The 6124-nt window shown below is 51.5% G+C and carries 5 protein-coding genes and 1 pseudogene; 4 read left to right on the forward strand and 2 right to left on the reverse strand.

Annotation, left to right across the window (positions count from 1 at the left end):
* Window position 1: 1 nt before the first annotated feature.
* Window positions 2-1144: an ABC transporter ATP-binding protein gene (locus ACRZ95_RS05960; protein ID WP_170425545.1), complete on the reverse strand. Its 1143-nt coding sequence runs from the start codon at window positions 1142-1144 to the stop codon at window positions 2-4.
* A gap of 88 nt (window positions 1145-1232) precedes the next feature.
* Window positions 1233-2342, reverse strand: a complete 1110-nt coding sequence (locus ACRZ95_RS05965) for an extracellular solute-binding protein (protein WP_170352662.1) — start codon at window positions 2340-2342, stop codon at window positions 1233-1235.
* Window positions 2343-2810: 468 nt separating this feature from the next.
* On the opposite strand from ACRZ95_RS05965, the gene ACRZ95_RS05970 reads away from it, so the two are divergent.
* The 4 genes and pseudogenes from ACRZ95_RS05970 to ACRZ95_RS05985 all read left to right on the forward strand — a co-directional run.
* Window positions 2811-4016 carry an aromatic ring-hydroxylating oxygenase subunit alpha gene (locus ACRZ95_RS05970; RefSeq protein WP_170352661.1) on the forward strand — a complete coding sequence of 402 codons (1206 nt, stop codon included), beginning with the start codon at window positions 2811-2813 and terminating at the stop codon, window positions 4014-4016.
* On the forward strand, window positions 4013-4276 hold the full coding sequence (locus tag ACRZ95_RS05975) for a hypothetical protein (protein ID WP_256367988.1): 264 nt from the start codon (window positions 4013-4015) through the stop codon (window positions 4274-4276). Before ACRZ95_RS05970 ends, ACRZ95_RS05975 begins: the two co-directional genes overlap by 4 nt.
* A 127-nt stretch (window positions 4277-4403) precedes the next feature.
* Complete coding sequence (locus tag ACRZ95_RS05980) at window positions 4404-5669, forward strand: flavin monoamine oxidase family protein (RefSeq protein WP_170463992.1); 1266 nt, start codon at window positions 4404-4406, stop codon at window positions 5667-5669.
* Window positions 5670-5957: 288 nt separating this feature from the next.
* A pseudogene (locus ACRZ95_RS05985) lies at window positions 5958-6124 on the forward strand (DMT family transporter); the annotation flags it as partial.

The following is a 6124-nucleotide window of genomic DNA, read 5'->3' on the forward strand; positions in this document are numbered from 1 at the left end:
GTCATGAGTGGAGCAACATGGCGCTAGACGGATCCCAGCTGATATTCACCTTGTCTTCCCAGGTTAATCGCTGCGCAGCATGCGTCGGACGAGACTGGTTGGGCTGAGTGACGTCGAAGATTTCGCCATTGGGAAGCCTTACTTTGTAGATCGATGTCTCTCCCAAATACCCAACATCGTCGATAACGGCCGCTGTCTGGTTCGCGCCCTCAGCAATTGTATCAGATTTCTCAAGTCGAATTTTCTCGGGCCTCAGCGCAACCCAAATCTTGCTGCCAGCCTTAACAGAATGACCGTGATCAATATAAACTTCGCAGAACTCGGTTTCGACCCGAACATGGTCGGCCCCATCCTCGGTCACCCTGCCCTCAAAAATATTTGCTGATCCGATAAAGTCAGCCACAAAGCGGGATTCTGGAAACTCGTAGATCTCTGTCGGAGTTCCAATCTGTTTGAAGCGACCCGCGTCCATAACGGCCATTCGCGAAGACAGGGTCATTGCTTCTTCCTGATCGTGAGTCACGACGATGAACGTGACGCCGACCTTGTCCTGAATGTTGGCAAGCTCAAACTGCGTTTGCTTACGCAGTTTTTTGTCCAGAGCAGCCAAAGGTTCATCCAGGAGCAGCAACTTGGGACGTTTGACCAAGGCCCGCGCCAATGCAACACGCTGGCGTTGCCCACCGGACAATTGTTTAGGTTTTCTCTTTTTGAAATCTTCCAACTCAACAAGCTTGAGGATGTCGTGAACTCTGTCCGCAATGTCTAGCTTGGGGACATGGTCTTGCTCCAACCCGAAAGCCACGTTTTTTTCGACGGTCATATGCGGAAACAGCGCATAGCTTTGGAACATCATATTGGTCGGACGTTCGTAAGCTGGCACATCGGCCATATCGACTCCGTCGATAGTGATTGTACCACTGTTCAAATCCTCAAACCCAGCAAGCATTCGAAGTAGTGTCGACTTTCCACATCCAGATCCGCCTAAAAGGCAGAATAACTCTCCTTTGTAGATATCCAGATCAACGTTATCGACAGCAGTCACTGCACCGTATTTTTTGGTTACGCCTCTGATTTTGACCAGAGGTTCCTGTTCTTTTTGATCGAGCCATGGTTCTGGGCTGACAGCCGTGGAAACAGTCAATTTGGGCCTCTTAGTCTGCCAGTCGGGATCTGGGGATGCAGTAGCGAACCGGTCTGGTCCGCTACTTCATTTGCCAGTGTGAGTGGATTTAGTTTCCGGCCTTAAAGTCAGTCCAGGTACGTGTCTGCAAGCGCTCGACCTTGGGAGGAAGAACGGCAGTCGTGTACATCTTGGCAACCTGATCCGATGTTGGGAACGCGGCTGGGCTGGAGGTTACAGCCTCATCAACCATGGGCTTGGCCGTCAGGTTGGCGGTCGCATACCAGGTGAAGTTACTATCATTGGCCGCAACCTCGGGGCGCATCATATAGTTCAGGAAAAGATGAGCGTCTTCTTTGTTCGCGGCGTCTTCCGGGATCAGCCAACCATCAATCCACAGCTGCGCTGTACGATCACCTTCGGGCAGGAAGAAGTCTAGCACTACACCAGTGTCGGCTTCCGCTGCGCCAGACATGGCAAGGAGACCGTCAGGGCCCCATGTGGTTGAGACACAGAACTCTTTCTGAGGCATCCGTTGATAAGCATAGTTATCGAAGGTTTTGATGTATGGCCTGATTTCCGCCAACATCTCCCCAACCTTCTCATAGTCTTCCTTGTTTGTGGAGTTCGCATCCAGGCCCATATGCGCTAAAGCCATCGGAATGATGTCGCCCGGGGAATCCAGGAATGAAACTCCACACTTGGACAGCTCTTTCATGTGAACAGGATCGAAAACCATATCCATCGAGCCTATGGGGGCATCTGGATACGTCTCTTTCACCAATTCTTCGTTGTATGTGACGCCGTGCGTTCCCCACATATAAGGAATGAAGTGTTGGTTGCCTGGATCCCATTCACTTGACAACTGCTCCATGATTGCCGGGTCGATGTGCTTGATATTGTCCAGCTTCGACATATCCAACGGTGCAACAATTCCCGCCTTAATCAGACGAGCCGTATCACTGCCGGCATGACTAACCACATCATATCCGCTGTTTCCCGCGAGTAGCTTGGCATCAATTGCTTCGGCAGAGTCATACGGATCATAGATCACCTTGATACCGTATTCTTTTTCGAAGTTCTCGATTGTGTCTTCAGCGATGTATTCTCCCCAATTCGTAACCTTCAACACACGCTCTTGCGCGTAAGCCGATCCCGAAACTGCAGTAGTAGTTGCTGCTATAACTGTAATTCCGGCGATTTTCCTGATTGAGTTCATAACTTCGCTTCCTCTCCCTGAGTGGTGGCTGAATTTGTCTTGCCTTGTTTGCTAGTCTGTCTTCTCGAATGATCGCGCCTGCGTTGCGGGCGCGATCACCAAGCACCCCATTCCCCCAAGTCGCTATGTTTTTATCTGACTGGTCATTCAGAACGGTAGTCCGCTGAAATCCGCACTGTCAAGCTTGGCTGAATGAATTTTGATCATATCTCTACGTATCACTGGTTTTGCACCTGATTTTTGAGCAGGTAAATCGAAAACCATCGACCAAGGAAACCTCACAGGCGTGACTAGCAGCACATTTCTGAATGATCATTCAGTCAGAAAAAGTTGACGAGCAAGTCAATTTAAGCGACACCTACACTCAGTCGAAGAGTGGCGGATCCAGCAAGGCCAAATTTTCACTCCTGGATACTGTCCCCATCTGAGACCCAAACTGACCAAACCAAAACTATGCGGGTTGTTCCGATGCGCGACGAAGTAAGAAACACAGAAATTCCTACCAATTGGGACCGTCGCGGGTTGCCCGGTTGGTGCTATCACAGCAATGCCCTTCTTGAACTTGAGAAGAGCGAACTTTTCAAAACGCATTGGCAAATCGCGTGCCATGTTTCGGATGTTCCGGAACCCGGTAATTTTCTATGTTTTGACATGTGCGGTGAGCGCGCCCTGATCTTGAAGGACAGCAACTCGGACATCCGCGCGTTTCTAAACGTTTGTCGTCACCGCGGTTCTCGGCTGGTCTCGAAAGAGCAAGGAAAATGTGCAAACGCTCTAGTCTGCCCATTTCACGGCTGGGTTTACAATCTTGATGGAACGCTACGCGGCGCCGCCCGTCCGGAGTCGTTCCCCGATCTAGACAAGCACGAGTTTGGCCTGAAAGAGATTGAAATGGAAATCTGGCAGGGTTTTGTCTTCGTCCGATTCAAACCTGGACCCCAGCCATCAGTAGCCGAACTGCTAGCCCCGATTGAACAGGAAGTCTCTGCCTACAAAATGGCCGAACATGTCCCGACGGACGGAATCTGGACCGAGGAGACTCCTGTAAACTGGAAATCGATCAGAGATGTCGACAACGAAGGGTATCATGTCCCGCTCGCGCACCCTGCCCTTCAGGATCTGTATGGCTCGACCTATTCAGACGAACCATATGTCGATGGTATCTCACGTTCTGACGGAAAATTCACTCCGACAAAGGGCCGGAGGTGGGCCGTTCGCAACTACAAGAAATTCACTAAACCACAGCCTCACCTGCCAGAACACTTGCACAAAACTTGGCTTTACTACGGCATTTTTCCAAATGCGGTCATAGCCGTCACACCTGAGACGACCCTCTTTTATCAAGAGTTTCCGATCACGACGGATAAATCCATTCTACGGAGCGCGACATACCGAAACCCGAACGAAGACCGCCAACAAAGAGCGGCACGCTACCTTGCCGCCCGGATTGATCGAGAGACAGTGGAAGAAGATATTCAGCTCACGATATGGTCCAATGAAGCCATGGCTTCGGAGGCGTTTGAAGGCTTCTATCTTTCTGATCTCGAGTACGGCGTGCGCTCTCATCATGACCATCTCAGGAACATTCTGCCAATCTACAACTCTGAATCAGCGCCTGGAGAAGATGAAGTTGCCGCGTTGAATGATGCGATGTCCGCTGAGCCGAAATCGTGACTAAAGGTATATTCAAAGTGGAGGAAGCAGAAGCTCAAACGCAGTTCCTGGTAACAGCCATCGGAAAACCTGGCTCTGGCGCCACAAGATATGCTGCCGCGATGTATTTTTTTAAGAGCGGCGAGCTTTCTGCCGAGATGCTGGAAATCTACCGAAGATGCAGCAAGCTTGACACGGAAGATCCGCTCGATCTGGCTGGATACGAGGGCGTTTCAATTCCAGAATTCGTTTGCAATCTAAACTCAAGAACCAATCAATGACTGCTTCCGCGCAAACGACAAAATCCTTGGATAACTCAAATCCTTGTAAATTCTCAAAATGTAAGGAAAGCGCAAACCCACTCCGAAAACCATCTCTCATGCCAATCTCATTTCTGGAGCGAAAGCATTGAAAGTTCACGACTTTGACGTCGTTGTCGTTGGCGCCGGAGCAGCAGGAATTGCAGCTACTCACGCTCTCAAATCCGCGGGACTCTCAGTAGTCTGCATCGAGGCATCCAACCGCGTCGGGGGGCGCACACACACGGACACGGAAATCTTTGGCGTCCCGTTCGACATGGGTGCGCACTGGATGCACACCGAACATGCAAACGCTCTGAAAGCTCCAGGTCTCGCACTCGGCCTTGATCTCTATGCAGCCCCAGACAACGCGGTGACATATGGCTTGGAGGATGACGCTGTTCTGTGGGACGAAGTCGACGAGCTTCATAGCGCGATCACTGAAGCGGCGCGCATCGATGCAGAAATTGAAGCAAGTACCGGAATTCCAACAGACCGGTCCTTGGCAGACATTTGGCAGAACAAAGGGCATTGGTCGTTCACGGCAGCGATGACATTTGCCTTGTCGATTGCCAGAGATTTGCCGGATACATCTCTGCGAGACATCAGTGCCTGGGAGGGCGGAGACGATTGGTTTTGTCGCGAAGGCTTCGGACACCTAATTGCATGCACTGCAAAGGGGCTGCCAATTAAATTGGCCACTCCGGTCACAGAAATAAAATCTCTCACTGAAGGGGTGCAGATAACTACGGCCACTGGCAAGATCAAAGCTCGAACCGTAATTGTTACAGTTTCCGTTGGCGTCCTAGCCGAAGACATCATCCACTTTGATCCCCCGCTAGAATCCGACCGACGCTCAGCGCTCGAGCTCATCACTATGGGAGACTACAATCACGCTGGCCTCCTTTTCCGCTCCGGAGCTTTGCCAGTGCAACCCGATACTTGGTTGACGTACCACTTAGAACCCGACGCCAACGGGGTAGCCCGCGGAGGCGGTTTTCTTTGCAACATCTCAAACACCGGCCTTACCAGCTTTGAAAGTTCTGGAAGCTTTTCCAGACTTTTGCAGGACGCGGGGCCTGAAAGCGCCATAGAGCACGCGCTCGAAACATTGGTTGGCTTTTTCGGCACAACAGTCAGAAAAGCCTTCATCAAAGGCCACGCTACCGCTTGGCGAAATGAACCCTATGTGCGTGGTTCTTACGCTGGAGCCAAGCCGGGAGGCCACAACAAACGCGCTGTCTTACGCCAGTCTCATGCTGAGCGGGTGCACTTCGCCGGTGAAGCTACACATCCTAACCAACAATGCTCGGTCAGCGGAGCCCACCTAGAAGGATTAAGGGCCGCGGAAGATGTGTTGGCGCAGCTACGCTGAACACCTGGCGATCAACTTGCTCCAGCAAGTGGAACAGTCTTAGAATTTCGAATGAACCTTTGACTATAAGTCACAAGGCCAAGTTCATCTTTCGCATGCTCCGCGACCAGTTCAGGGTAAGCTAGCTGCCCTTTGGCCGGGCCACCTGATGCGGCTGTGCGGCCCTTCAGAGGAGACATTCGCCACGAGCGCTATATCTAATTCAACTCGAACTCTTGGATTGCCGGACTTTTGCCTGTCGTCGTATTGAGAACAGACACGCATTTGGCGACATCTCTAAATGAAACGATGACTTCTGCTGAACCCATACCTCAATCTCCGGATCGCACCCTTGTCGGCGTTGCGCTGATGCTGGGGTTTTGCCTAACCGCTCCTTTGCTGGACGTGTCTGCGAAACTCGCGTCGACCAGTGTGCCGGTTGGGCAGATTACGGCTGCGCGGTTTGTGGTGCAATG

This window comes from Ruegeria sp. AI3, assembly GCF_056541245.1.